The 24405-nt window shown below is 70.6% G+C and carries 25 protein-coding genes; 18 read left to right on the forward strand and 7 right to left on the reverse strand.

What is annotated here, in order from left to right; all coding sequences use genetic code 11:
• Nucleotides 1-84: 84 nt before the first annotated feature.
• The 13 genes from hisD to ASG30_RS05280 all read left to right on the forward strand — a co-directional run bounded on the left by hisD (nt 85) and on the right by ASG30_RS05280 (nt 14135).
• Entirely contained in the window at nt 85-1407 is a 1323-nt protein-coding gene (gene hisD, locus ASG30_RS05220) for a histidinol dehydrogenase (protein ID WP_055893652.1), read from the forward strand.
• Nucleotides 1404-2183, forward strand: coding sequence for an SDR family NAD(P)-dependent oxidoreductase (locus tag ASG30_RS05225; RefSeq protein ID WP_082521919.1), 780 nt, complete (start codon nt 1404-1406; stop codon nt 2181-2183). The genes hisD and ASG30_RS05225 overlap by 4 nt, the downstream gene beginning before the upstream one ends.
• Nucleotides 2180-3199, forward strand: a complete 1020-nt coding sequence (locus tag ASG30_RS05230) for a LacI family DNA-binding transcriptional regulator (protein ID WP_055893658.1) — start codon at nt 2180-2182, stop codon at nt 3197-3199. The genes ASG30_RS05225 and ASG30_RS05230 overlap by 4 nt, the downstream gene beginning before the upstream one ends.
• A 7-nt stretch (nt 3200-3206) precedes the next feature.
• Nucleotides 3207-4169: a 3-hydroxyacyl-CoA dehydrogenase gene (locus tag ASG30_RS05235; RefSeq protein WP_055893661.1), complete on the forward strand. Its 963-nt coding sequence runs from the start codon at nt 3207-3209 to the stop codon at nt 4167-4169.
• Nucleotides 4170-4203: 34 nt separating this feature from the next.
• On the forward strand, nt 4204-5184 hold the full coding sequence (locus tag ASG30_RS05240; protein ID WP_235579739.1) for a tripartite tricarboxylate transporter substrate binding protein: 981 nt from the start codon (nt 4204-4206) through the stop codon (nt 5182-5184).
• Between the two features lie 35 nt (nt 5185-5219).
• The gene (locus ASG30_RS05245) at nt 5220-6218 is read left to right on the forward strand and encodes a Bug family tripartite tricarboxylate transporter substrate binding protein (protein ID WP_055893663.1); all 999 of its coding nucleotides are present in this window, start codon (nt 5220-5222) and stop codon (nt 6216-6218) included.
• 17 nt (nt 6219-6235) lie between these two features.
• A complete protein-coding gene (leuC, locus tag ASG30_RS05250; protein ID WP_055893666.1) occupies nt 6236-7639 on the forward strand; it encodes a 3-isopropylmalate dehydratase large subunit in 1404 nt (467 codons plus the stop codon).
• A complete protein-coding gene (gene leuD / locus ASG30_RS05255) occupies nt 7636-8241 on the forward strand; it encodes a 3-isopropylmalate dehydratase small subunit (protein ID WP_055893669.1) in 606 nt (201 codons plus the stop codon). Before leuC ends, leuD begins: the two co-directional genes overlap by 4 nt.
• 33 nt (nt 8242-8274) lie before the next feature.
• A complete protein-coding gene (locus ASG30_RS05260; RefSeq protein ID WP_055893672.1) occupies nt 8275-9138 on the forward strand; it encodes an isocitrate lyase/PEP mutase family protein in 864 nt (287 codons plus the stop codon).
• A gap of 32 nt (nt 9139-9170) precedes the next feature.
• Nucleotides 9171-10142: a tripartite tricarboxylate transporter substrate binding protein gene (locus ASG30_RS05265; RefSeq protein WP_156385432.1), complete on the forward strand. Its 972-nt coding sequence runs from the start codon at nt 9171-9173 to the stop codon at nt 10140-10142.
• A gap of 108 nt (nt 10143-10250) precedes the next feature.
• Nucleotides 10251-11156 (forward strand): crotonase/enoyl-CoA hydratase family protein, encoded by a 906-nt coding sequence (locus tag ASG30_RS05270; RefSeq protein WP_055893678.1) that lies wholly within the window; start codon nt 10251-10253, stop codon nt 11154-11156.
• Nucleotides 11157-11400: 244 nt separating this feature from the next.
• Nucleotides 11401-12372 carry a tripartite tricarboxylate transporter substrate binding protein gene (locus tag ASG30_RS05275; RefSeq protein WP_055893680.1) on the forward strand — a complete coding sequence of 324 codons (972 nt, stop codon included), beginning with the start codon at nt 11401-11403 and terminating at the stop codon, nt 12370-12372.
• 152 nt (nt 12373-12524) lie between these two features.
• Nucleotides 12525-14135, forward strand: coding sequence for a gamma-glutamyltransferase family protein (locus ASG30_RS05280; RefSeq protein WP_055893683.1), 1611 nt, complete (start codon nt 12525-12527; stop codon nt 14133-14135).
• 69 nt (nt 14136-14204) lie between these two features.
• Here the strand turns inward: ASG30_RS05280 and ASG30_RS05285 are convergent, their stop codons facing one another.
• The 6 genes from ASG30_RS05285 to ASG30_RS05310 form a co-directional block, all read right to left on the reverse strand.
• Nucleotides 14205-15095, reverse strand: a complete 891-nt coding sequence (locus ASG30_RS05285) for a YihY/virulence factor BrkB family protein (protein WP_156385433.1) — start codon at nt 15093-15095, stop codon at nt 14205-14207.
• A gap of 133 nt (nt 15096-15228) precedes the next feature.
• Entirely contained in the window at nt 15229-16227 is a 999-nt protein-coding gene (locus ASG30_RS05290; protein ID WP_055893690.1) for a 2Fe-2S iron-sulfur cluster-binding protein, read from the reverse strand.
• Nucleotides 16228-16249: 22 nt separating this feature from the next.
• Complete coding sequence (locus ASG30_RS05295) at nt 16250-17326, reverse strand: PdxA family dehydrogenase (RefSeq protein ID WP_082521920.1); 1077 nt, start codon at nt 17324-17326, stop codon at nt 16250-16252.
• On the reverse strand, nt 17323-17787 hold the full coding sequence (locus ASG30_RS05300) for an aromatic-ring-hydroxylating dioxygenase subunit beta (RefSeq protein WP_055893692.1): 465 nt from the start codon (nt 17785-17787) through the stop codon (nt 17323-17325). Before ASG30_RS05300 ends, ASG30_RS05295 begins: the two co-directional genes overlap by 4 nt.
• Nucleotides 17788-17789: 2 nt before the next feature.
• The gene (locus ASG30_RS05305; RefSeq protein WP_055893694.1) at nt 17790-19019 is read right to left on the reverse strand and encodes an aromatic ring-hydroxylating dioxygenase subunit alpha; all 1230 of its coding nucleotides are present in this window, start codon (nt 19017-19019) and stop codon (nt 17790-17792) included.
• On the reverse strand, nt 19016-19996 hold the full coding sequence (locus ASG30_RS05310) for a Bug family tripartite tricarboxylate transporter substrate binding protein (RefSeq protein WP_055893696.1): 981 nt from the start codon (nt 19994-19996) through the stop codon (nt 19016-19018). Before ASG30_RS05310 ends, ASG30_RS05305 begins: the two co-directional genes overlap by 4 nt.
• A 92-nt stretch (nt 19997-20088) precedes the next feature.
• Here ASG30_RS05310 and ASG30_RS05315 point away from each other — a divergent pair, with 92 nt between their 5' ends.
• The 5 genes from ASG30_RS05315 (at nt 20089) to ASG30_RS05335 (ending at nt 23584) form a co-directional block, all read left to right on the forward strand.
• Nucleotides 20089-20901: an IclR family transcriptional regulator domain-containing protein gene (locus tag ASG30_RS05315; protein ID WP_055893698.1), complete on the forward strand. Its 813-nt coding sequence runs from the start codon at nt 20089-20091 to the stop codon at nt 20899-20901.
• A 120-nt stretch (nt 20902-21021) separates the two neighbouring features.
• Entirely contained in the window at nt 21022-21711 is a 690-nt protein-coding gene (locus ASG30_RS05320; RefSeq protein ID WP_055893701.1) for a hypothetical protein, read from the forward strand.
• Nucleotides 21712-21824: 113 nt separating this feature from the next.
• A complete protein-coding gene (locus ASG30_RS05325) occupies nt 21825-23030 on the forward strand; it encodes an aminotransferase-like domain-containing protein (RefSeq protein WP_055893703.1) in 1206 nt (401 codons plus the stop codon).
• 96 nt (nt 23031-23126) lie between these two features.
• Nucleotides 23127-23327: a hypothetical protein gene (locus tag ASG30_RS05330; protein ID WP_055893706.1), complete on the forward strand. Its 201-nt coding sequence runs from the start codon at nt 23127-23129 to the stop codon at nt 23325-23327.
• Entirely contained in the window at nt 23324-23584 is a 261-nt protein-coding gene (locus ASG30_RS05335) for a ParE family toxin-like protein (RefSeq protein WP_055893708.1), read from the forward strand. The genes ASG30_RS05330 and ASG30_RS05335 overlap by 4 nt, the downstream gene beginning before the upstream one ends.
• 45 nt (nt 23585-23629) lie before the next feature.
• Here ASG30_RS05335 and ASG30_RS05340 read toward each other — a convergent pair whose 3' ends face one another.
• The gene (locus tag ASG30_RS05340; RefSeq protein ID WP_055893711.1) at nt 23630-24319 is read right to left on the reverse strand and encodes an alpha/beta hydrolase family protein; all 690 of its coding nucleotides are present in this window, start codon (nt 24317-24319) and stop codon (nt 23630-23632) included.
• Nucleotides 24320-24405 lie beyond the last annotated feature (86 nt).

The following is a 24405-nucleotide window of genomic DNA, read 5'->3' on the forward strand; positions in this document are numbered from 1 at the left end:
ACACCTAATTGCATACGAATGCAAGACTCCGAGACTGCGGTCTTGCATACGAATGCACGACCCACCTGGCAAGGACACGACCCAATGATCAGATACCTCAAGCGCGGCCGCGACGTGCAGGCCCGGACCGCCGACGACACCAAGGTGCGCGCCACCGTGGAAGGCATCATCCGCGACATCGAGCAGCGCGGTGACGAGGCGGTGCGCGAGTACAGCCGCAAGTTCGACAACTGGGACCCGCAGGACTTCCGCCTGTCGCAGTCGCAGATCGAGGCTTCGATCAAGAGCCTGTCGGCGCGCGAGCTGGAAGACATCCGTTTCGCCCAGGCGCAGATCCGCAACTTCGCGCAGATCCAGCGCGACTCCATGCGCGACGTCGAAGTGGAAACCCGCCCCGGCGTGTTCCTCGGCCACCGCCACATCCCGGTCAACGCGGTCGGCTGCTACGTGCCCGGCGGCAAGTACCCGATGATCGCCTCGGCCCACATGAGCGCGCTCACCGCCAAGGTGGCCGGCGTCAAGCGCATCGTCTCCACCGCGCCGCCGTTCCAGGGCGCGCCGCATCCGGCCATCGTCGCCGCCATGCACCTGGCCGGCGCCGACGAGATCCTGGTGCTGGGCGGCGTGCAGGCCGTGGTCGCCATGGCCGTGGGCACGCCCAGCCTGAAGCCGGTGGACATGCTGGTCGGCCCCGGCAACATGTTCGTGGCCGAAGCCAAGCGCCAGCTGTTCGGCCGCGTCGGCATCGACCTGTTCGCCGGCCCCACCGAAACCCTGGTCATCGCCGACGACTCGGTCGACGGCGAACTGGTGGCGGTGGACCTGCTGGGCCAGGCCGAACACGGCGCCACCTCGCCTTCGGTGCTGCTGACCGACAGCGAGGCCCTGGCCCGCGACACGATGGCCGAGATCGAGCGCCAGCTGAAGGTGCTGCCCACCGCCGCCATCGCGGCGCAGAGCTGGGCCGAGTTCGGCGAAGTGATCGTCTGCGACACGCGCGAGGAGATGCTGCACAAGGCCGACGAACTGGCTTCCGAGCACGTGCAGGTCATGACCCGCGAGCCGGATTACTTCCTGGACAACATGACCAACTACGGCGCGCTGTTCATCGGGCCGCGCACCAACGTGGCCTACGGCGACAAGGTGATCGGCACCAACCACACCCTGCCCACCAACAAGGCGGCGCGCTACACCGGCGGCCTGTGGGTCGGCAAGTTCCTCAAGACCTGCACCTTCCAGAAGGTGGTGACCGACCAGGCCAGCGCCGAGATCGGCGAGTACTGCTCGCGCCTGTGCCACATGGAGAACTTCGCCGGCCACGGCGAGCAGGCCAACATCCGCGTGCGCCGCTACGGCACCCGCCCGGAAGTGCCCTGGTACGAACCCGTGCCGGCACTGGACGCATGAGCGGGATGCCGCAGGCGCTGCCGGCGTTCCCGGGCTTCCGGGTCGACGGCAGGCGGGCGCTGGTCACCGGCGCCGGCCGCGGCCTGGGCCTGGCGGCGGCCGCCGCGCTGGCCCGGGCCGGCGCGGCCGTCACCCTGGCGGCGCGCTCCGCCGGCGAACTGGAAGCGGCCTGCGAAGCGATCCGGGCCGAGGGCGGGCAAGCCGACTTCCTCGTGCTGGACGTGACCGATTCGAAGGCGGTGGCCGCTGCCGTGGAGGCGCGGCCGCCGTTCCACATCCTGGTCAACAACGCCGGCATGAACCGGCCCAAGCCGCTGGCCGAGACGCCCGACGAGGACATCCATGCGGTGTTCGACCTCAACGTGAAGGCCACCTTCTACGTCACCCGCGCGGTGGCGCAGCGCATGCTGCGGGCCGGCGAGAAGGGCTCGATCATCAACGTCAGTTCCCAGATGGGCCACGTGGGCAGCCCGCGCCGCACCCTGTACTGCGCCAGCAAGCACGCGGTGGAGGGCATGACCAAGGCGCTGGCGTGGGAGCTGGGGCCGGCCGGCATCCGCGTCAACACGGTGTGCCCCACCTTCATCGAGACCGCCTTCACGGCGCCGATGCTCGCCGACCCGCAGTTCCGCGATCTCGTCATCGGCAAGATCGCGCTCGGCCGCATCGGCCGGGTGGAAGAGGTGATGGGCCCCATCGTGTTCCTGGCCAGCGAGGCGTCCAGCCTGATGACGGGCAGCGCGCTGATGCTGGACGGCGGCTGGACGGCGGCATGAAGCCCCACCCCACCGCCCACGACGTCGCCCGGCTGGCGGGCGTCTCGCAGTCGGCTGTGAGCCGCGCCTTCACAGAGGGCGCCAGCGTGGCGCCCGCCACGCGCGAGCGCATCCTGGCGGCGGCGCGCGAGCTGGGCTACCGGCCCAACGCCATCGCCCGCACGCTGATCACGCGCCGCAGCCGCATCGTGGGGCTGGTCATGAGCTACCTGGAGAACCAGTTCTACCCGCTGGTCATCGAACGCATGTCGCAGGCCCTGCAGCGCGACGGCTACCACGTGCTGCTGTTCATCAGCGAGACCGCCGATGCCGACGCCATCCTGGCGGACATCCTGCAGTACCAGGTGGACGGGATCGTGATGGCCTCCACCACGCTTTCGTCGGGGCTGGCCCACGACTGCGCCGAGGCCGGCATCCCCGTGGTGCTGTTCAACCGCGTGGCGCAGCTCGGCGCGATGGGGCGCTTTTCCACCAGCTCGGTCACCTCGCAGAACCGCGAGGGCGGCCGGCTGGTGGGCGAGATGCTGGTGCGAACCGGGCACCGGCGCATCGCCTGGCTGGCCGGCCTGGAGAACGCATCGACCAGCCTCGACCGCGAGGCCGGCCTGTGCGAAGCGCTGGCCGGTGCCGGCCTGGCGCTGCATTCGCGGGGCGTGGGCCGCTACGACTTCAACGAGGCCCGGCGTGCGGTGCAGGCGCTGTTCGCCGATCCCGCCGACCGGCCCGACGCGCTGTTCGCCGCCAACGACCACATGGCCATCGCGGCGCTGGAGACCCTGCGCACCGAACTCGGCCTGCGGGTGCCCGAGGACGTCTCGGTGGTGGGCTTCGACAATGTGCCGCAGGCGGCCTGGCCGTCGTTCGCCCTCACCACCGTGCAGCAGGACGTGGACAGCATGGTGGAGGCCACGCGCAGCCTGCTGTTCGAGCAGATCGAGGGCGAGGTGATGGCCCGCAGCGTGACCGTGCCCTGCGTGCTGGTGGAGCGCGCCACGGTGCGGGCCAGAAGGAATTGAGAGACACATGACAGCGATCCAGCAACTCAGCGGCGGCCGACCGGTCGCCATCGTCGGCGCCGGGCTGGTGGGCGCGGGCTGGGCCATCGTCTACGCACGCGCCGGCCTGTCGGTGAAGGTGTTCGACGCCGATCCGGAGATCACGCGCAAGGCGGTCCCGCTGATCGAGGGCCAGCTCGCCGGGCTGCGCCGGCACGGCCTGGTCGACGAGGACCCGGCCGCCATCCTGGCGCGCATCACGCCGGTCGCCACGCTCGCGCAGGCGATCGACGGCGCCTGCTACGTGCAGGAATCGGTGCTGGAGCGGGTCGACGTGAAGCGGCAGCTGATGGTCGACCTCGACGCGCTCGCGGCGCCCGACCTCGTCGTCGGCAGCTCCACCTCCGGCATCCCCGGCTCGGCGTTCGCGCTCGGCCTGGGCCTCTCGCCGCGGGTGCTGATCGCGCATCCGGTCAATCCGCCGTACCTGGTGCCGGTGGTCGAGCTGGTGCCCTCGCCGGAAACCTCGGCCGCCACCGTCGCCTTCGCCGACGCCTTGATGCGGGCGGTGGGCCAGACCGTGGTGCACGTTCGCAAGGAGGTCGAGGGCTTCGTGCTGAACCGCCTGCAGGCGGTGCTGCTGCGCGAAGCCTGGGCGCTGGTGCAGGAAGGCGTGGCCAGCTGCGAGGACATCGACAAGACGGTGCGCGACGGCCTCGGCTGGCGCTGGTCGTTCATGGGCCCGTTCGAGACCATCGACCTCAACGCACCCGGCGGCGTGGCCGACTACGCGGTGCGCCTGGGGCCGCTGTACCAGCGCATCGCGCGGTCACGCAGCCACGAGCAGCCCTGGGACGCCGAGCTGATCCGGCAGGTGGAGGCCCAGCGGCGCGAACACCTGGCCCATGCCGAGCTCGAGGCGCGCCGCGCCTGGCGCGATGAGCGCCTAATGGAATTCGCGGCGGGCCGCGCGCCGGCCCGGACGGAATGAGACCTCTCAACTCATGCATCACCGGAGACATCCCATGCAAACCCCCCGTCGCGCCCCCGGCGCATTGAACCGCCGCGCCGCCCTGGGCGGCATGGCCGCCCTGGCCTTCACCCGCCCCGTCCAGGCGGCCGGCTTTCCGGCCAAGTCCGTGACCCTGGTGGTGCCCTATTCGCCGGGCGGCGGCACCGACATCGTCGGCCGGCAGCTGGCCCAGAAGCTGTCGGACCGCTGGGGCCAGTCGGTGCTGGTGGACAACCGAACCGGCGCCAACGGCATGATCGGCTCCGCCCTGGTCTCCAAGGCGCCGCCCGACGGCTACAACCTGCTGCTGGTGGTGGGCTCGCATGCGGTGAATCCGGCGCTGGTGAAGAAGATGCCGTACGACACCCTGACCGCCTTCACCTCCATCACCACCGTGGCGACCTCGCCGATGGTGCTGGTGGTGTCGGCCAAGGGTCCGCACAAGGCGCTGCCGGACCTGCTGAAGGCGGCCCGCGCGCAGGAACTGGGCGTGGGCTACTCGGAAGGCCAGACGCGCCTGACCGGCGAGCTGATGCGCCAGAGCGCCGGCCTGAAGACCGTGGAGGTGGCCTACAAGGGCGGTGCTCCGATGATGGTGGACATCATCGGCGGCCACCTGCCGATGGGCTTCACCAGCGTGCTGACCGCGCTGCCGCACGTGCAGGCCGGCAACCTGCGGGTGGTGGGCGTGGCCTCGCGCGAGCGCATCGCCGTCTTCCCCGAGGCGATGACCTTCGCCGAGGCCGGCGTGCCGGGCATCGAATCGCTCAGCTGGTACGGCATGTTCGGCCCGGCTGGCATGCCGCCGGCCCTGGTCGAACAGATCGTGCGCGACCTGCGCGCCGTCTGCGCCGAACCCGCCGTGGCCAACCAGTTGCGCGACCAGGGCGCCCAGCTCGTGCTCGCCGGCCCCGCCGACCTCGACCGCTTCCTGCGCAGCGAAGCCGCCAAGTGGGCCACCGTCGCCCAGCGCGGCGGCATCAAGCCCGACTGAATCCGCCCACCCGACACCCTGGAAAGACCCGCATCGTGAACCTGCACTCCTACCTTCCCTCCACCCGCCGCTGCCTGCTGGGCGCGGCGCTCGCCCTGGCCGCCAGCGGCCTGTCCCCCGCCTTCGCGCAAGGCGACTATCCGACCAAGCCGATCAAGCTGATCGTTCCCTTCGCCACCGCCGGCGTCACCGACACCAGCGCCCGCATCGTGGCCGAGAAGCTCGGCCAGATCCTGGGCCAGACGGTGGTGGTGGAGAACAAGGCCGGCGCCGCCGGCAACATCGGCACCCAGCAGGTGGCCGGCGCCGAACCGGACGGCTACACGCTGCTCCTGGGCTACGACGGCACCCTGGTGATCAACCCCAGCGTGTACGCGAAGGTGCCCTTCGATCCGATCAAGGACTTCGCGCCGATCGGCAAGATCGGCGACGCCGTGCTGGTGGTGGTGGTCAATCCCAAGGTCCCGGCCACCAAGCTGTCGGAGCTGCAGGCGGCGGCCAAGGCCACGCCGGGCGGCCTTTCCTACGGCAGTGCCGGCATCGGCAGCACCACCCACCTGGCCGGCGAGATGCTGCGGCAGCGCACCGGCATGAACATGACCCACGTGCCCTACAAGGGCGGCGGCCATGCCATGGGCGACCTGGTGGGCGGCACCCTGCCGATGCACTTCACGGCGGTGGCGGGCGCCATGCCCTTCATCAAGAACAACCAGATCCGGCCCATCGCCGTGGCCTCGCGCCAGCGCGCGCCGTCGCTGCCGGACGTGCCCACCTTCATCGAGGCCGGCCTGAAGGACTTCGAGTTCAACTCCTGGGTCGGGCTGATGGCCCCGGCCAAGACGCCGCCGGCGGTGATCGCCAAGCTGAACCAGGCCCTCAACAAGGTGCTGAGCGCGCCGGATATGCGTGAACGCCTGAACCAGCTGGGCATCGTGGCCCAGCCCGGCACGCCGGAATCCTTCGGCCAGGAGATCGTGCGCGACCTGGCCAAGAACAAGGCGATCGTGAAGGCCGCCGACATCAAGCTGGATTGAGCCGGGCGGGCGCCACCATGACCACCCTGTTCGACAAGATATGGGCCGCCCACGCGGTGGCCCGCAACGAGGCCGGCGACGACCTGGTCTACATCGACCGGCACCTGGTGCAGGAGGTGTCGAGCCCGCAGGCCTTCGCCAGCATGACGGCGTCGGGCCACGTCCTGCGTTCGGCCGCCCGCCACATCGCGGTGCAGGACCACAACGTGCCCACCACGGCCGACCGCCTGACCCACATCCCCAACGCCGAGAGCGCCGAGCAGATCGCCACCCTGCGCCGCAACACGCAGGCCACCGGCATGCGGCTGCTGGACCTGGACCATCCGCTGCAGGGCATCGTGCACGTGATCGCGCCGGAGCTGGGCTACGTGCTGCCCGGCAGCACCGTGGTGTGCGGCGACTCGCACAGCGCCACGCTCGGTGCCCTGGGCGCGCTGGCCTGGGGCATCGGCACCTCGGAAGTCGCCCATGTGATGAGCACCCAGAGCCTGTGGATGCGCAAGCCGCGCACCCTGGGCATCGAGATCTCGGGCGCGCTGGGCCCCGGCGTCTTCGCCAAGGACCTGGCGCTGGCCCTGATCCACCACACCGGCACCAGCGGCGGCGCCGGCTACTGCACCGAGTACTTCGGCCCGACGGTGTCCGGCCTGTCGATGGAAGCCCGGATGACCCTGTGCAACATGACCATCGAAGCCGGTTCGCGCTTCGGCCTGGTGGCGCCCGATGCCACCACCGTGGCCTACCTGCGCGAGCGGGTGCAGGGCGCGGCGCGCGAACATTTCGAACAGGCCGTGCAGGCCTGGGCCGCGCTGCGCACCGACGACAAGGCCGACTTCGACCGCCGGGTGGCGTTCGATGCCGCCGGCGTCAGCCCGCGCGTCACCTGGGGCACCATGCCGTCCGACAGCGCGCCTTTTTCGGGCCGGGTGGGCGACGGCGCCGCACCGGCCGACGAGGCCGAACGCCGCCGGCTCGAGGCGAGCCTGGCCTACATGGGCCTGCAGCCCGGCCAGGCGCTGTCCGCCGTGCCGATCGACGTGGTCTTCATCGGCTCCTGCACCAACGGCCGCCTGGAGGACCTGCGCGCCGCCGCGGCCGTGGCCCGCGGCCGCCGCGTGGCGGCCGGCGTGCGCGCGTTGGTCGTGCCCGGCTCGGGCAGCGTCAAGCGCGCCGCCGAAGCCGAAGGCCTGGCCCAGGTCTTCCTGGACGCCGGCTTCGAATGGCGTGAGCCCGGCTGCTCCATGTGCATCGGGATGAACGGCGACAGCCTGGCCCCGGGCCAGCGCAGCGCCTCCACCTCCAACCGCAATTTCGAGAACCGCCAGGGGCAGGGGGGCCGCACCCACCTGATGAGCCCGGCGGCCGCCGCCGCCTCCGCCGTGCGCGGGGCGCTGACCGATCCCCGGGAGTTCCTGTCATGAAGGCCGTCACCGCCCAGGCTTCGGGCCGCGCCGCGCTGATGCAGCGCGACGACATCGACACCGATGCCATCTTCCCGGGGCGTTTCCTGCGCCTGGTGCAGCGCGACGGGATGGGGGCCCACCTGTTCGCCGACTGGCGCGCCGAAGGCCGGCCCGAGGTGGCCTTCATGCAGCAGCCGGATCCGCCGCGCCTGCTGGTGGCTTCGCAGAACTTCGGCTGCGGCTCCTCGCGCGAGCATGCCGTCTGGGCGCTGGCCGACTACGGCGTGCAGGCCGTGCTGGCCCTGTCGTTCGGCGACATCTTCCGCAACAACTGCGTGAAGAACGGCGTGGTCGCGGCCATCGTCGCGCCGGCCGACCATGCCCGCTTGCTGCAGGCGCTGGCCGCCGCGCCCGACGGGGTGCTGCGGCTGGACGTCGCCACCAGCACGCTGCACCTGTCCGACGGCGGCACGCTGCCGGTGGCGCTGGCCGCGGGCCACGCCGAACAACTGCTGTCGTCCGAGGACGAAGTGGACCGCACCCTGCGCCACGAAGCCGCCCTGCGCGCCCATGAAGAGCGCGTGCGCCAGCAGCAGCCCTGGCTGGCATCGCTGGGCTGACCCTTTCCTTCCACCCCAACAGGCATCCGAAACATGGCCAATCCCATCCTCCGCCAGAAACTTGCCGCCGGCGAGTTCCTCGTCATCCCCGGCGTGCACGACATGATCGCCGCGGTCATGACCAACAAGGTCGGCTTCGACATCATCTACGGCACCGGCTACTGGCTCACCGCCTCCAGCCTGGGCCTGCCCGACGCCGGCATCGCCACCTACACCCAGATGGTGGACCGCATGCGCACGGTGGCGCGCACCAGCAATGCGGCCCTCATCGCCGATGCCGACACCGGTTACGGCGGCCTGCTGAACGTGCACCACACGGTGCGTGGCTACGAGGAAGCCGGCGTCACCGCCATCCAGATCGAGGACCAGGAGTTTCCCAAGAAGTGCGGCCACACGCCGTTCAAGCGCTGCATCCCGACGCAGGACATGGTGGACAAGATCAAGGTGGCCGCCGAGGCCCGCGAGGACAAGGAGAACTTCCTGATCATCGCCCGCACCGACGCCCGCGCCGGGCTGGGGGTGGACGAGGCGATGCGGCGGCTGGAGGCCTACGACAAGGCCGGCGCCGACATCCTGTTCTTCGAGGCGCCGCAGTCCGAGGAGGAGATGCGCCGCGCCTGCGAGGCCTTCGACAAGCCGATGCTGGCCAACATGGCCGACGGCGGCAAGACGCCGATCCTGCCGGCCAAGGTGCTGGAGGAGATCGGCTATGCCCTGGCGATCTATCCGTCGATGACCAGCCTGGTGGCCGCCGCCGCCATGGAAAAGTCGCTGCGCACGCTCAAGGAGCAGGGCGTGAGCCAGACGCCCGGGATCGACATGTTCGACTTCGGCGAGTTCTGCAAGCTGATCGGCTTCGAAGAGGTCTGGGACTTCGAGAAGCGCTGGGCCCGTTGATGACCTCCAACCACACTTCCCTCATTCGCAAGATGCGCACGCACTCCCTGGCCCTGGCGGCCTTGTTCGTCCTCGGCACTTCGGCCCAGGCCCAGGCCCAGGCCCCGGCCCAGCCGGCCTGGAAGCCCAGCCGCCCCGTCACCATCGTCGTGCCCTACGTGGCGGGCGGCGGCACCGACGCCACGGCGCGCGCCACGGCCAAGCTGCTCGGCGAGCTCTGGGGCCAGCCGGTGGTGGTGGAGAACATGCCGGGCGCCGACGGCCTGATCGGCGGGCGGCGGGTGATCGAGGCCCGTGCCGACGGCCACACCCTGCTGCTGCAGACGCCGGCCATCGTGCTGACCAAGCACGCGCCTTCCTTCAAGGGCCCCGATCCGCTGGCCCACCTGAAGCCGGTGACCAACATCGCGCAGTCGCCCGGCGTCATCGTGGCCAACGGCAAGATCCCGGCCAGCACCCTGCCGGAGCTGATCGCGTACTGCAAGACCGCGGCCACGCCCTGTTCCATGGGCACCGGCGAGAACGTCGCCAAGCTGTTCGGCCGGCAGCTGCAGGCCGAGGCGCTGCCCAACCTGATCGTCGTCAACTACAAGGGCACGGCGGCCATCATCACCGACATGATCGCCAACAACGTGAACTTCGCCGTCACCGGCATCACGTCCGCGCTGCCCCACCAGAAGGCCGGCACGCTGAAGATCGTCGCCAGCCAGGGCAACATCCGCGCGCCCGCGGCGCCGGAGGTGCGCACGGTGATCGAAACCGGCCTGCCCCAGTACGAGTTCACCACCTGGTTCGGCCTGTTCGCGCCCAAGGACACGCCGCCGGCGGTGGCCCAGGGCATCTACGCCGCGGTGAAGGAAGCGATGCGCAATCCCGAACTGCAGAAGTCGATCGCTGCCGCCGGCGCGATCCCGCTGGTGAACACGCCCGAGGAATTCGCTGCCCAGGTGCGCAAGGAAGACGAGCGCTTCACCGGCCTGGCCAAGCGCTTTCCGCTGGATTGAGCGGGACCGGGGAAATCCACCGCGGCGCGGCTCGGTTGTCTTGAAAGCGGAAGCACTGGATTCCCGCCGCCGCGGGAATGACGGATATCTTTCAATGAGGAACCTTCCATGCTCGAACTCAGCACCGTCCGCATCGCCAAGGACGCCGCCAACCCCCGCGTCGCGCGGCTGCTGCTCAACCGCCCCGAGCGGCTGAACGCCATCGACGAGGACACGCCGCGCGACATCCGGCGCGCGGTGGAATGGGCCAATGCCGACGACGAGGTCCACGTCATCGTGGTCGAGGGCGCGGGCAAGGGTTTCTGCGGCGGCTACGACCTGCAGTTCTTCGGCCAGGGCGAGGCCGACCATCCCTGCCAGCAAGAGCGCGCGCCCTGGGACCCGATGGTCGACTACGCCTACATGAAGGGCAACACCGAGGACTTCATGGCGCTGTGGCGCAGCCCCAAGCCCACCATCGCCAAGGTGCACGGCTACGCCGCCGCCGGCGGCAGCGACATCGCGTTGTGCTGCGACCTGCTGGTCATGGCCGAGGACGCCCGCATCGGCTACATGCCCACGCGCGTGTGGGGCTGCCCCACCACCGCCATGTGGACCTTCCGCCTTGGCCCCGCGCGGGCCAAGCAGATGATGTTCACCGGCGACACCGTCGACGGCCGCACCGCCGCCGCCTGGGGCCTGGCCAACGAATGCGTGCCGGCCGACCAGCTCGACGCGGCCACGATGAAGCTGGCGTCCCGCATCGCCGGCGTGCCGCGCGGCCACCTGGCGATGCACAAGATGGTGGTCAACAACGTCATGCTCACCATGGGCCTGGAGCAGACCCAGCAGCTGGCCACCGTGTTCGACGGCATCACCCGCCACAACCCGGAGGGGATGTGGTTCCGCCGCTATGCGCAGACCGAGGGCTTCAAGGCCGCCGTGCAGTGGCGCGACAGCGGCAAGCCGATCCCGGAAGGCGACGAGGCGCGCGAGCTGGTGCGGCGGATGGAGGAGAAGCGAAAGGGCGAATGATCGTCGGATCCGCCCGGCCGCCGCGCCCACTTTGCCGTCGTCCCCGCGCAGGCGGGGACCCAGCCCCCACTCTGCCGTCGTCCCCGCGCAGGCGGGGACCCAGCCCAGCGGGCCTCGAAGGCCGAAACCGGAAGCCCTGGATTCCCGCCTCCGCGGGAATGACGGGAAAGGGAGCCTCCGCGGGAATGACGGACAAGCTCCCACCTCATCCGTTGGCATGCCAACACCCCGCGATAATCCCCCCATGAGCACACGCCGCACCCTCCTGCTGGCCGCCGCTTCGGCGGCCGCCCTCGCGCCGTCCTGGGCGCAGAACGCCTATCCCAACAAGCCGATCCGCCTGGTCGTGCCGTTCCCGGCCGGCGGGGCCACCGACATCTTCGCGCGCGCGGTGTCGGCCAAGCTGGGCGAGCGCCTGGGCACCACCGTCGTCGTGGACAACAAGCCCGGCGCGGGCGGCGCCATCGGCTCGGACATCGCCGCCAAGGCGCCGGCCGACGGCTACACGCTGCTCCTGGCCACGACCAGCACGCACGCGATCGGCCCGAGCTTCGCCTCGGCCAAACTGCCCTACGACGTGGTGGCCGACTTCACGCCGATCTCGCACGTGGGCAGCGCGCCCAGCATCATGCTGGTGCCCAACTCGGCGCCCGCGAAGAACGTCAAGGAGTGGGTCGAGTACGCGAAGAAGAACCCCGGCCGGCTCAACTACGCCAGCAGCGGCAACGGCACCATCGTCCACCTGGGCGCCGAGTACTTCAAGGCGCAGGCCGGGCTGTTCCTGGTCCACATCCCGTACCGCGGCACGGCGCTGGCCATCCCCGACCTGGTGAGCGGCAAGATCGACGTGCTGTTCGACTCGCTGCCCAGCGGCCTGCCGCACGTGCGCGAGGGCCGCCTCAAGGCCCTGGGCATCACCAGCGCCAAGCGCTCGCCGCTGCTGCCGGACCTGCCCGCGATCGCCGAGAGCGTGCCGGGCTACGAGACCGTCACCTGGTTCGGCCTGTACGGCCCCAAGGGCCTGCCGGCGGACATCGTCACGCGCGTCAACACCGGCATCAACCAGGCCCTGCAGGACGCCGAGGTCAAGGACCGCCTGGCCCGCCTGGGCATCGAGCCGGCCGGCGGCACGCCCCAGCAGTTCGCCCGCATGGCCGAAGCCGACCGTGCGAAGTGGAAGAAGATCATCGTGGAGCGCAAACTGATCGCGGATTGAGGACAGAACACAGAGGCACGGAGGCACAGAGGAACACAGAGGAACACAGAGGAACACAGAGGATCTTCATAAAAGGATTCCTCCTCTTCCCTCCGTGCCTCCGTGCCTCTGTGCCTCTGTGCCTCTGTGTTGAGTTAATGAGAGACGACACCATGCACTTCAACTTCCACAACCCCTATCCCACCACCCGCATCCCCGTCTTCGCGCGCAACGTGGTGTCGACCTCGCACCCGCTGGCCGCGCAGGCGGGCCTGCGCATCCTCTGGCAGGGCGGCAACGCCGTCGATGCGGCCATCGCCGCCGCGGCCGCGATGACCGTCTGCGAGCCGGTGAGCAACGGCCTGGGCAGCGACGCCTTCGCCATCCTGTGGGACGGCCAGCAGCTGCACGGCCTGAACGCGTCCGGCTGCGCGCCTTCGACCTGGACGCCTTCCTACTTCAAGCAGAAGTACGGCGCCGATGCGAAGACGCCGCCCAAGCGCGGCCCGGACTCGATCAGCGTGCCCGGCGCCGTCGCGGGCTGGGTGGCGCTGTCCGAGCGCTTCGGCAAGCTGCCGTTCGCCGACGTGCTGGCGCCCGCCATCGAGATCGCCGAGCGCGGCTACCTGCTGCCGATCGTCGTGCAGCAGAAATGGGAAGCCGCCACGCCGGAGCTGGGCCGCAACCCCGGCTTCGCGCAGGCCTTCCTGCCCTGGGGCCGCGCGCCGCGCGTGGGCGAACTGTTCCGATTCCCGGCCGCCGCGCGCGGCCTGCGCACGATCGCCGACAGCAAGGGCGCGGCGTACTACGGCGGCGAGATCGCGCAGGCCATCGAGCGCTTCGTCAAGGAGCACGGCGGCACGCTCACGGCCAGGGACTTGGCCGCGTACAAGCCCGAGTGGGTGACGCCGCTGGCGCGCAACTACCGCGGCCACACGCTGCACGAGATCCCGCCCAACGGGCAGGGCATCGCCGCGCAGATCGCGCTGGGCATCCTGGAGAAGTTCGACGTCGCCGGCCTGCCGGTGGACGGCCCCGACTCGCAGCACCTGCAGATCGAGGCCATGAAGCTGGCCTTCGCCGACGTCTACAAGTACGTGGCCGAACCGAAGTCGATGGAGGTCACGCCAGAGGAGATGCTGGACGATGGCTACCTCGCGTCGCGCGCCAGGCTGATCGACATGAAGAAAGCGCAGGACTTCGGCGCCGGCAATCCGGTCAAGGGCGGCACCATCTACCTCACGGCCGCCGACGAGAACGGCATGATGGTCAGCTTCATCCAGAGCAACTACATGGGCTTCGGCTCCGGCGTGGTGGAGCCGGAGTTCGGCATCAGCCTGCAGAACCGCGGCCACGGCTTCAGCCTGCAGCCCGGCCCCAACCAGGTCGAGCCCGGCAAGCGGCCGTTCCACACCATCATCCCGGCCTTCCTCACCCGGGACGGCCAGCCGGTGATGTCGTTCGGCGTGATGGGCGCCAACATGCAGCCCCAGGGCCACATGCAGACGGTGGTGCGCATGCTGGACTACGGCCAGAACCCGCAGGCTGCCTGCGACGCGCCGCGCTGGCGCTACAACGCCGGCCTGGAGATCAACGCCGAGCAGCAGATGAACCCGGCGACGCTGGAGGAGCTCACCGCCCGCGGCCACCGCGTCGAGGTGATCCACGACAACTACCAGGACTTCGGCGCCGGCCAGTTCATCTGGCGCGCGGGCGATCCCAAGGCCGAGGGCTACGTGGCGGCTTCGGATTCGCGGCGGGACGGGTTGGCGGCCGGGTTCTGAGATCCCGTCATCGCGAAGGGTTGGCCGTCATCCCCGCGCAGGCGGGGATCCAGTGCTTCCCGTGCCCGCCTAGTGCTTGGTCGGGTTCTCCTGCACGGGCTTCTCGACCCGCGACAACGAGCCGTGCGTGTCCGCGTACGCCTTGGTGAACTCCGCCCCCAGCAGGAAGATCTGCGCCGCGTAGTACACCCACGCCAGCAGGATCACCAGCGAGCCGGCGGCCTCGAACGATTCGTTCATGCCGCTCTTGCCGATGTACAGGCCGATCAGCACCTTGCCCACCTCGAACAGCAGGGCGGTGACGAAGGCGCCCACCCACACGTCGCTCCAGCCGACCGGCGTGGACGGCATCAGCTTGAAGATCATCGCGAACAGCACCGTGAGGATGGTGAGCGACACCGCCAGGTTCAGCACCTGCAGCGTGGCCTCCCACCCCGGCATCAGCCCGCCGAGCCAGCTGCCCACCGCCGCCAGCACGGCGCTCACGACCAGCGACGCCATCAGCAGGAAGGCCACGCCCAGGATCAGCCCGAAGGACATCAGGCGCGCTCGCAGCAGCCCGAAGATGCCCGACGGCTTCTTCGATTCGGGCACCTTCCAGATGCGGTCCAGCGCGCTCTGCAGCTCGGCAAAGACCGTGGTGGCGCCCACCAGCAGCAGGAAGAAGCCGATCAGCCCGGCGACGAGGCCGCGGTCGGTGTCGCTCGCGGCGGCCACCAGGCCTTCGACCATCTGCGCGCCGCTGGGGCCCATCAGGCCGGTGAGCTGGTCGGAGATCTGGCCCTGCACCGCCTCGCGCCCGAAGACGGCGCCGGCGATCGCGATGACGATCACCAGCAGCGGGGCCAGCGAGAACACCGTGTAGTAGGAGATGGCCGCGCCCATGGAGGGCGCGTAGTCGTTGGACCAGGACTTCGCGGACTGGACGACCAGCCGCAGCAACTGCTTGGGATTCATCATTTTTCGTGCCCGTTGTCGCGTTGGGAGCACGCCTACTCTGCGCCCGATGAGGCGCGACGCAGGTAAGAAAGGGGCGACAAACGCCATGCGAAAGCGGTGACTTCGGCGGCCGCCGCCCGGACGGCAGGCCCCGTCAGGCCGCCGGGCCGGGCACGAACACGTCGGCGAAGAAGCGGTGCGGGTCCAGCCCGCGGTCCTCGACGCAGGCCTTGCGCACGGCCGTCACCATGGCCGGCGCGCCGCAGCAGTAGGCCTCGTGGTCGGCCAGTGCGGTGAACAGCGAGCGCACGGCGTCGTCGGCGCGACCGTGGAAGCCGCCCGTCGCCTGGGCACCGGCTTCGTCCTCCACCGCCGGCACGAAGCGGAAGCCCGGCAGCGACTTCTTCCAGCGCTCCACCGCCGGCATCAGGTAGAGCCCGTCCGGCGTTCGCGCGCCCCACACCAGGGTGACGGCGCGGGTGCTGCCCTTCTTCAGGAGGTCGTCGATCAGCGACTTGACCGGCGCGAAGCCGGTGCCGCCGGCCACGCACAGCAGCGGGGCAGGGGTGTCCTCCTGGATCTCCACGTCGCCGAAGGGCAGCTGCACCTGCAGCGTGTCGCCCGACTTGAGCTGCGGCACGAGCTGCGTGAACTGGCCGCCGGCCACGTGGCGGATGTGCAGCTGGAGCATGTCGCTCTCGTGCGGGGGGTTGGCCAGGGAGTAGGAGCGGCGGCTGCCGTCGGGCAGCGTCACCTGCAGGTACTGGCCGGCGCGGAACTTCGCGCGCTGGCCGGCCGGCAGGCGCAGCTGCAGCACGTTGACGTCGGGGGCGGCCAGCGTGTTGCGGAACACCTTGACCGTGTAGGTCTTGCGCGCCGACGGATCGAGGCGGTGCCAGGTGGCCGGCGCGATCTCCAGGTCCTCCAGCGGCAGGCACTGGCAGAACAGGTGCTGGTCCGCCTCGATCACCGCGCCGGGCGGCGGGCACTCGACGCGGCCGGCGGTGACCCGGCCCGCGCAGTTGCCACAGATGCCCTTGCGGCAGGAGTAGGGCATCTCGATGCCGGACTTGAGCGCGGCGTCGAGCACGTTCTGGCCCGGCTCGCAGGGGAACTGCACGTCGGTGCCGGCGATGCGGATGTCAAAGGGCATGGGAGCTGTCTTGGATGGGCCGTCATCCCCGCGGAGGCGGGGATCCAGTGCTTCCCTCCGGCGTCTCGGAAGGCGGAAGCTCTGGATTCCCGCCTTCGCGGGAATGACGGGAGGAAGGCGGGAGCTCTGGATTCCCGCCTCCGCGGGAATGACGGGAGGGAGTCGGAAGCCCGCCCATCAGCCGCAGGCTGCGCAGCAAGGCATCGGGCCGCGCCGTCCCCGTGCCCGCGATGTCCATCGCGCTGCCATGCCCGGTACTGGCCAGCAGCACGTCGGCGCCGATCGACACCGCGCTGGCGCCCTGGGGCGCGAGCAGCTTGACCGGGATGTGGCCCTGGTCGTGCAGCATGGCCACGTACAGGTCGTGCTTGCGGTCGGCCAGCAGCATGTCCGCGCCCTGCGGACCGGCGACGTCCACGCCCTGCGCGCGCAGGCGCAGCGCAGCGGGAAACACGCGCTCGGCGTCCTCGTGGCCGAACAGGCCGCCCTCGGATGCATGCGGGTTGATGCCGAACAGCGCCACGCTCGGCTTGGCCACGCCCAGCGCCCGGCAGGCGCGCACGCCGGCCAGCGTGGCGGCGCACACCAGCTCGGGCGTGATGCGCGCCAGCGCGGTCGCCACGCTTTCGTGCAGCGTCACGTGCACGATGCGCAGGCCGCCGCCCACCAGCATCAGGAAGACCTGGTCCTCCGGCTGGCCGCACACGCGCGCCAGCAGCGACGGGTAGCCCGAGAAGGGGATGCCGGCCAGCGCGATGGCGGTCTCGTGGTGCGGGCCGGCCACGACGGCGTCGAACTCGCCGCGGCGGCAGGCCTCGATGGCGGCGGTGGCGCTGGCCACCGCGCTGGCGCCGGCCTCGGCGTTGACCTGGCCGGGCTGCGCGGCGGCCGCCGGCAGCTCGCCGGCCGGGCGCAGGTCGATCGTCGAGAGCAACTCCTGCAGCCCCGTGACCTGCGCCGCCCGCTCCAGCACCGCGCGCGGCCCGAACACCGTCACGCGCAGCCGGTCCTCGCCGCGCAAGGCGTCCAGCGACTTCAGCACGATCTCGGGCCCGATGCCGTTCGGGTCGCCGACCGACAGCGCGATGCGTCGGGTCACAACGGCAGCGCCAGCAAGGTGTCGGTCACGGTGCTGTCGCACACCACCACGCGCTCGGCCAGCAGCAGGCGCTGGTCCTGCAGCACGAAGCGGTCGCGGTACTCGCCGGTGGCGAACAGCTCGGTCTGGCCGGTGTGCATGATGCGAGCCACCATGAAGGGCGTGCGCGCCACGGCGCCGCCGCCATCGGCCGATTCCACGAGGGGCATGCCCAGCAGGTGGCGCAAGCGGTGGCGCTCGTAGATGTTGGCCTCGCGCAGGGCGGCGATGCGGTCTTCCAGCATGGCGCGCGAGTCGGCGTAGACGATGCCGGCAGGCAGGCCCTCGCGCTCGTTCTCCACGTGGGTGATGCGGTAGTGGCAGCGCTCGGTGAAGAAGCCGGGCCAGCGCTCCAGCGCATCGCTGTCGATGGCTTGCGCGTAGGCGGCGTGGAAGGCGCAGAGGGACAGGACGTCGACCATGTTCACACCCCCATGTGCCCGCGCCAGGCCTTCCAGAAGCCTCGCACCGAGGTTTCGGTGGCGCGGCCCTCGCTGGAGTCGGTGGCCTCGCCGCCCATCTCCACCACCGCCTCCCGGTCGCGCGCGCCGGCGATGCCGCGCTGCACGAAGCCGCCGACGGCGCCGTCTTCCATCGAGATGAAACCGGCTGGCCCCACCAGGTTCAGCTGCTTCAGGCGCACCGTGCGCTGCTCGGGCGTGTCGTCCGCGTAGCCCAGGTAGGTCCAGTTCAGCTCGGAGCGGCCCTCGCCCTTGGGCAGCACCTGGCGCACGGCCAGGCAGTTCTGGATCTGCTGCAGGATGAAGCCGGGGAACACCGAGAGGATCTGCAGCGTGATGCCGTCGTCGAACTCCTGGAAGCCGGCCAGCACGCTGGGGTCCTTCAGGCGGTACTGCGCGTCGTCCGAGCGCAGGCCCTGCTCGCGGTAGGAGGAGTCGGCCGCGGCCGGGTCGATCATGGAATAGCTCACGTGGTGGCCGCCGCTCTCGTCGACGATCACGCCGCCCTTCTGCGAGAGGCGGTTGAGCTCGAACGTGGTGAAGAACAGGTGCAGCAGGCTGGCGTGGTAGCTGTCCTTGACGTTCTCCACGTACAGCTTCCAGTTGTTGGGCAGGGCCTGGGTGAAGCGGCCGATGACCTGCACCGGCTTGTGCAGCACGCGCCCGATGCGCGCGCAGATCTCCTCGCCCAGGTACTCCTCGATCGGCGGCACCTCGTCGCTGAAGCTGCCGAACACCAGGCCGCAATGGCGCGCCACCATCAGCTTGCGCGGGCCGTGCTCCTCCTTGCAGAAGGAGGCCGGCATGCCGCCCTGGCCCTTGACGCCCTTCTCGAAGGCCACGCCGGTGAGGTCGCCCTGGCGGTTGTAGCTCCAGGCGTGGTAGACGCACTGGAAGTTCTCCACCTTGCCCGACTTCTCCAGCGCCAGCAGCGCGCCGCGGTGGGCGCAGCGGTTCTCGAAGGCGTAGATCTCGCCGTCGTCGTCCTTGACCACCACCACCGGCGTCTCGCCGACGAAGGTGGTGCGGAAGCTCCCGCCCTCGGGCAGTTCGGCTTCCAGGCAAAGGTAGTTCCAGGTCGGGCCGCGGAAGATGCGCTCCTGCTCCTGCTGCTCCAGCGTGGAGCCGCTGTAGACCCCGTACGGGATCCGGGTGAAGCCCGGCCCGCGCCATTCGATCGTGCTTTCCATCATTCCACCGTCACGTTGGCGGTCTTGACGACCTTGTTCCACTTGTCCGACTCGCCGCGGATGAAGCGGCCGGTCTCCTCGGGCGACCAGCCGCGCGGCTGCGCACCCTGGTCCAGGAACTTCTGGCGCACGTCCGGCAGTGCGAGCGCGCCGGACACGGCCTTGTGCATGTAGGCCACGTTCTCGGCCGACGTGCCGGGGGGCGCCACCATGCTGAAGAAGGTGACCGCGCTCATCGCGGGCAGCTTCTGCTCGGCGAAGGTGGGCACGTTGGGCAGCGCCTGCGAGCGCTGCTGGTCGGCCACGGCCAGCACCTTGATCTTGCCGCCGGTGTGGAACTGGGCCGACGAGCTGATGTTGTCGAAGAACACGTCCACGTTGCCGGCCACCAGGTCCACCAGCGCGGGCGCCGTGCCCTTGTAGGGGACGTGGATCATCTCGGTGCCGGTCAGCTGCATGAACAGGCTGGCCGTCAGGTGCGAGGTGGAGCCGTTGCCCTGCGAGGCGTAGCTCACCTTGCCGGGGTTGGCCTTGAGGTAGGCGACGAAGTCCTGCAGGTTGGCGGCCTGCACCTTGTTGCTGACCGCCAGCACGTTGGGCACGGTGGCCAGCACGGTCACCGGCACCCACTTGGCCGGGTCGAACTGCAGCGACTTGTACAGGTGCTGGTTGATCGCGATCGGCCCCGGCGGCGACACCAGGTAGGTGCTGCCGTCCGGCTCGGCCCGCGCGACTTCCGCCGCGCCGATGTTGCCGCCCGCGCCGGACTTGTTCTCCACCACGATGCCGTTGGGAAAGGAAGCGCGCATCTTCTCGGTCACCAGGCGCGGCAGCACGTCGGCGGTGCCGCCGGCGGGGAAGGGCACGATCAGGCGCACCGACTTGGCGGGCTGTCCCTGCGCCAGGGCCGGAAGCACCGGGGCGAGGGCGCCGCCGGCGGCGAGCGCGAGCGCCTGGCGGCGAGTGAAGCGATGGGTCATGGACGGTGTCTCCTGGTGGGCCGCTTGTCTCTTTCGCGGCAGCCTGCCAGTGTCCCGCCGTGCGCGCCGGCGCGGCAAGCGAAAATTGCGCGATGCGCAAGAACGCCTCCGCTGCAGCCCGGCCGCGCGCCGCTGCCGCACCCGAAGACAAGAGCTTCGTCACCGCCCTGCAGAAGGGGCTGGACGTGCTGACGTGCTTCAACCGCGAGGCGGCGCGGCTGACGCTGAGCGAGGTCGCGCGGCTGGCGGGCAGCACGCCGGCCTCGGCGCGCCGCTCGCTGCACACCCTGCACGCGCTGGGCTACCTGGACAGCGACGGCAAGCGCTTCTGGCCGGCGCCGCGCGCGCTGCTGGTGGGGCACTCGTACCTGGTCTCGCGCCCGCTGCCTCAGCTGGCCCAGCCGCTGCTGGACGCGCTGGCCGAACGCACCCGCCAGTCGGCCACCTTCGGCACGCTGCTGGGCGACGACGCGCTCATCATCGCGCGCTCGACCGCGCGGCGCAGCCTGTCCACCGGGCTGGCCATCGGCTCGCGCCTGCCGGGCTACTGCTCCGCGCTCGGCCGCACGCTGCTGGCCAGCCTGCCGCCGGACGAGGTCCGGCGCCGCATCGAGCTGATGCCGCGCAAGCCGCTGACCGAGCGCACGGTGTGGCGCACGCGTGAGGTGATCGCGCTGGTGGACCGCTGCCGCGAGGAGGGCTGGACCGGCAGCGACGGCGAGCTGGAACTGGGCGTGCGGTCCCTCGCCGTGCCCGCCTTCGACCGCGAGGGCCGCGCCGTCGGCGCCATCAGCATGGCGGTGCGCGCCGAGCGCATGACGATGGCGGAATTCCGCGAGGCGATGCTGCCGGTCTTGCAGAAAGCGCGCGACTCGCTGGCGCAGCGGTTGCCGCGCGAAGGGTGAGGGCGCCGCCGGGACGACTGCGCGGTAGTCCCCCACCTACACCCTCTGCCTCCCCCGGCGACTGCCCCTGCGCCTCCCGCAGGCCTATCAAGGAGGCAAGCCAAGCGAAAGGAGTACCTCATGCACACCGCCATCTGCTCTTTCGACCACCGCGACGTCGCCGAGCGCGCCCGCGACCGCCTGCTGCAATCCGGTTTCGACCGCAAGGACGTCCACCTGCAGCACCGCGGCCCCACCGATTCCGACGCCATGGGCGAGGACCCGCGCGCCTGGGAGGGCACGGACCGCGAGATCGCCGCCAGCCGCGACATGGTCGACAAGGTGGCCGGTTTCTTCGTGCGCCTGTTCGGCGCCGACCGCAACCCGGGCGACCACGAGGTCTACGAGAAGGCGGTGGACCGCGGCTCCTTCGTGCTCGTGGTCGACACCGCGAACGAGGCCGAGGCCGCCCGGGCGCGTGCGCTGCTGCACGACCTGCAGGCCACGGACCTGAACGTGTTCCACCGGCCGGCGCAAAAGCCCCTGCACGAGGTCGTCGACCGCCCGCTGCCCGGCAGCTCCGGCGGCCTGCAGGGCAGCTACCAGGACCGCAGCAGCGCGTTCGATCCGCGGGCCGAAACGCCGCGCGAACGCGCGATGGCGTCGGGTGCCGCCGCCGTCGACACCTCGCAGGCCCCGGCCGCCGGCCGCGACTGGAGCGACGCCACCCCGGGCGCGGAGGCGGAGCGCGAACGCGCCCGTGCGGCGGAGCGCGACGACCTGGACCACGTGGGGCTGCGCTACGCGGACAAGGACAAGCCGGCTCGCTGACCTTCGAAGTGCCACGGCGGCGTCGGGCACGGCCCCGACGCCCGCAGCGCCGCAGGCGAGGGCTGGGGCCGTTCGCGCCACAATAGGCGCCGGACCGACCCACCTGCCTTGCCATGCCCCTCCAATTCGCCTCCCGCCTCGACAACGTCGAAACCTCGGCCATCCGCGAGCTGTTCAAGCTGCTGGGCAAGCCGGGCATCATCTCCTTCGCCGGCGGCTTTCCGGACAGCGCGATGTTCGACGTCGAGGGCCTGCGCGAGGCCAGCCAGAAGGCGCTGGCCGAGGAGCCCGGCGCCGCGCTGCAGTACGGCGCCACCGAAGGCTACGACCCGCTGCGCGCGCAGCTCGCCGCCTTCGAACAGGGCAAGGGCGTCCAGGGCCTGGAGCCGCAGCAGCTGATCGTTACCACGGGCAGCCAGCAGGCGCTGGACCTGCTGGGCAAGACCCTGATCAGCCCCGGCGACAAGGTGATCGTCGAGGGCCCGACCTTCCTGGCCACCATCCAGTGCTTCCGCCTCTATGGCGCCGACCTGGTCTCCGCGCCCATCGACTCGAATGGCGTGGATGTCGAGCGGCTCGAAGCCCTGATCCGCGAGCACAAGCCCAGGTTCGTCTACCTGATCCCCACCTTCGGCAACCCGAGCGGCGCGCTGCTCTCGCTGGAGCGGCGGCGCAAGGTGCTGGAGCTGGCCGTCAAGTACCAGACGCTGATCGTCGAGGACGACCCCTACGGCGATCTCTATTTCACCCCCGGGCCGCCGCCGCCGTCGATGCTGGCCCTCAGCCACGAGGTGCCCGGCTCGCGCGACTGGCTGGCGCACTGCGGCAGCTTGAGCAAGGTGCTGTCGCCCGGCCTGCGCGTGGGCTGGCTGGTGGCGCCCACCGAGCTGCTGGCCAAGGCCACCATGTGCAAGCAGTTCAGCGACGCACACACCAGCACCTTCGCGCAGGCGACGGCCGCGCAGTACCTCAGGAGCGGCCGCATGCCCGCGACCCTCGAGCGCGTGCGGCAGGTCTACGCCGAGCGCGCGCAGGCGATGGGCGAATCGCTCCAGCGCGAGCTGGGCGACGCGATCGAGTTCACGCAGCCGCAGGGCGGCCTGTTCTTCTGGGCCCGCCTGACGGGCGCGGGCGGCAAGACCAGCGACGCGGCCGAGTTCGCCAAGCGCGCGATCGAGAAGGGCGTGGCCTTCGTGCCGGGCGCGCCGTTCTTTGCCAAGGAGCCGGATCGCAGTTCGCTGCGGCTGTCGTTCGCGACGGCGGATGTGGGGAAGATCCGGGAGGGCGTGGCGCGGCTCGGGGCGGCGTTGGCGTCTTGATCGCATCCCCTGAAGGTGGGGGGTGTGTGCGCCACCCGGCCATTGGCGCCGCGTCATGTGTGCGGCATACTGAAATCCCTATCCAACGAGCCCACCATGTCAGACGTCAAGGCCATTGAAGACGCTGTGCGATCCCTGCCTCCGGCGGAGCTCGCGGTGTTTCGTCGCTGGTTCGCAGAGTTCGACAACGCTGCATGGGACGCCCAGCTCGAAGACGACCTCTCCAGAGGCAAGCTGGAGACGCTTGTCGCCGAGGCTCAGGCTGACTACGCTAGCGGCCCGCGCAAACAGCCTTGAAGCACACGGCGTCGGCTCGGTTCTGGGACTGTCTCGAGAAGCTTCCCGCCGAGATCCGGTCGCTTGCCCGTAGAAACTTTGCTCTCCTGAGAGTCGACCCTGCGCATCCCTCCCTGCAGCTCAAGCCGCTCGGCGCTGCGAGGGTCTACAGCGTTCGGGTCGGCCTGCACTACCGGGCACTGGGCCTGCGCGTGGATGGAGGGGTGCACTGGTTCTGGATCGGCAGCCACGCCGAATACGACAAGCTCGTCGGCTGACCTCGCGGGGCGGACACATTCCGCTGCGGCCGATGGGCCCCGGGGCTACTTCTTCTCGGCCCGTAAAGCGCCCATCCAGCGCGCCATCACATCAGCCAGTTCCTCGACCACCTCCGGGTCCTTGCGCCCGGACCGCGCCAGCACGTGGAAGGCGTGGTCGGCGCCCGCGACCACGTGCAGGGACGCCTTCGCACCGAGCCGCTCGACCTCGGGGCGCATCAGGTCCATCCCGGCCAGCTCGTCGCGGTCGCCCTGCAGGAAGAGCATCGGGACCTGCACCTGCGACAGGTGCGCGGCCCGGTCGGTGCCGGGCTTGCCGGCCGGGTGCAGGGGAAAGCCGACGAACACCAGTCCCGCCACGCCGGCCAGTGGGCGGGCGGCCTGCGCCTGGGACGTCATGCGGCCGCCGAAGGACTTGCCGCCGGCGAAGAGCGGCACGTCCGGCAAGCGTCGCGCGGCTTCCGCGGCCGCCGCGCGCACGGCCTCGTGCGCAACTTCCGGCCGGTCCGGGCGCTTGCTCGCGTTCTCCATGTACGGGAACTGGAAGCGCAGGGTGGCGATCCCGCGGCCGCACAACGCGCCGGCCAGGTCGGCCATGAACCGGTGCTGCATGCCGGCGCCCGCGCCATGGGCGAACACGTAGCAGGCGGCGGGCGCCTTCGGGGCGAGCAGCAGTCCCGAGACGGCCGGGCCCGAAGGCAGGTCGATCGACAGCGGCAGGGCATCGGCTTGCATGCGGGCGATGCTAGCCGTCCGAGGGTCGATGCGACACGCCACCTCAGCTCGACGGTGCGCCGGGCGGGAGAATGGGCGCCCGCCTG

The organism is Ramlibacter sp. Leaf400 (assembly GCF_001424545.1).
Classification (GTDB): domain Bacteria; phylum Pseudomonadota; class Gammaproteobacteria; order Burkholderiales; family Burkholderiaceae_C; genus Ramlibacter.